The organism is Bacillus sp. SIMBA_008 (genome assembly GCF_046535495.1).
Lineage (GTDB): Bacteria > Bacillota > Bacilli > Bacillales > Bacillaceae > Bacillus > Bacillus subtilis.
The window spans coordinates 1-272 of record NZ_JAWRWL010000457.1 but is presented as its reverse complement, the minus strand read 5'-3'; the positions used below and the strand labels follow the sequence as shown (position 1 = coordinate 272).

1 protein-coding gene is annotated in these 272 nt (G+C 38.6%); it reads left to right on the top strand.

Annotated features, from left to right (window positions below; all coding sequences use genetic code 11):
- Positions 1–272, top strand: a 272-nt coding sequence (gene rplD / locus SB658_RS24005; RefSeq protein ID WP_410602847.1) for a 50S ribosomal protein L4, incomplete at both ends; no start/stop codon positions are given.

Here is a 272-nt window from a genome sequence, read left to right as displayed (position 1 = left end):
CAAACTTCCTAAGAAGGTTCGTCGTTTAGCAATCAAATCTGCATTAGCTACTAAAGTAGTTGAGAACAACATTGTAGTTCTTGAAGACCTAGTGTTAAATGCACCAAAAACAAAAGACATGCTAGCAGTACTTAAAGGATTAACTGTTGAGAAGAAAGCTCTTATCGTAACTGCTGATGCAAACGAATCTGTAGAGTTATCTGCTCGCAATATCCCTGGAGTAACAGTAATCACTGCTGATGGCGTAAACGTTTTAGACGTGCTTCATCATG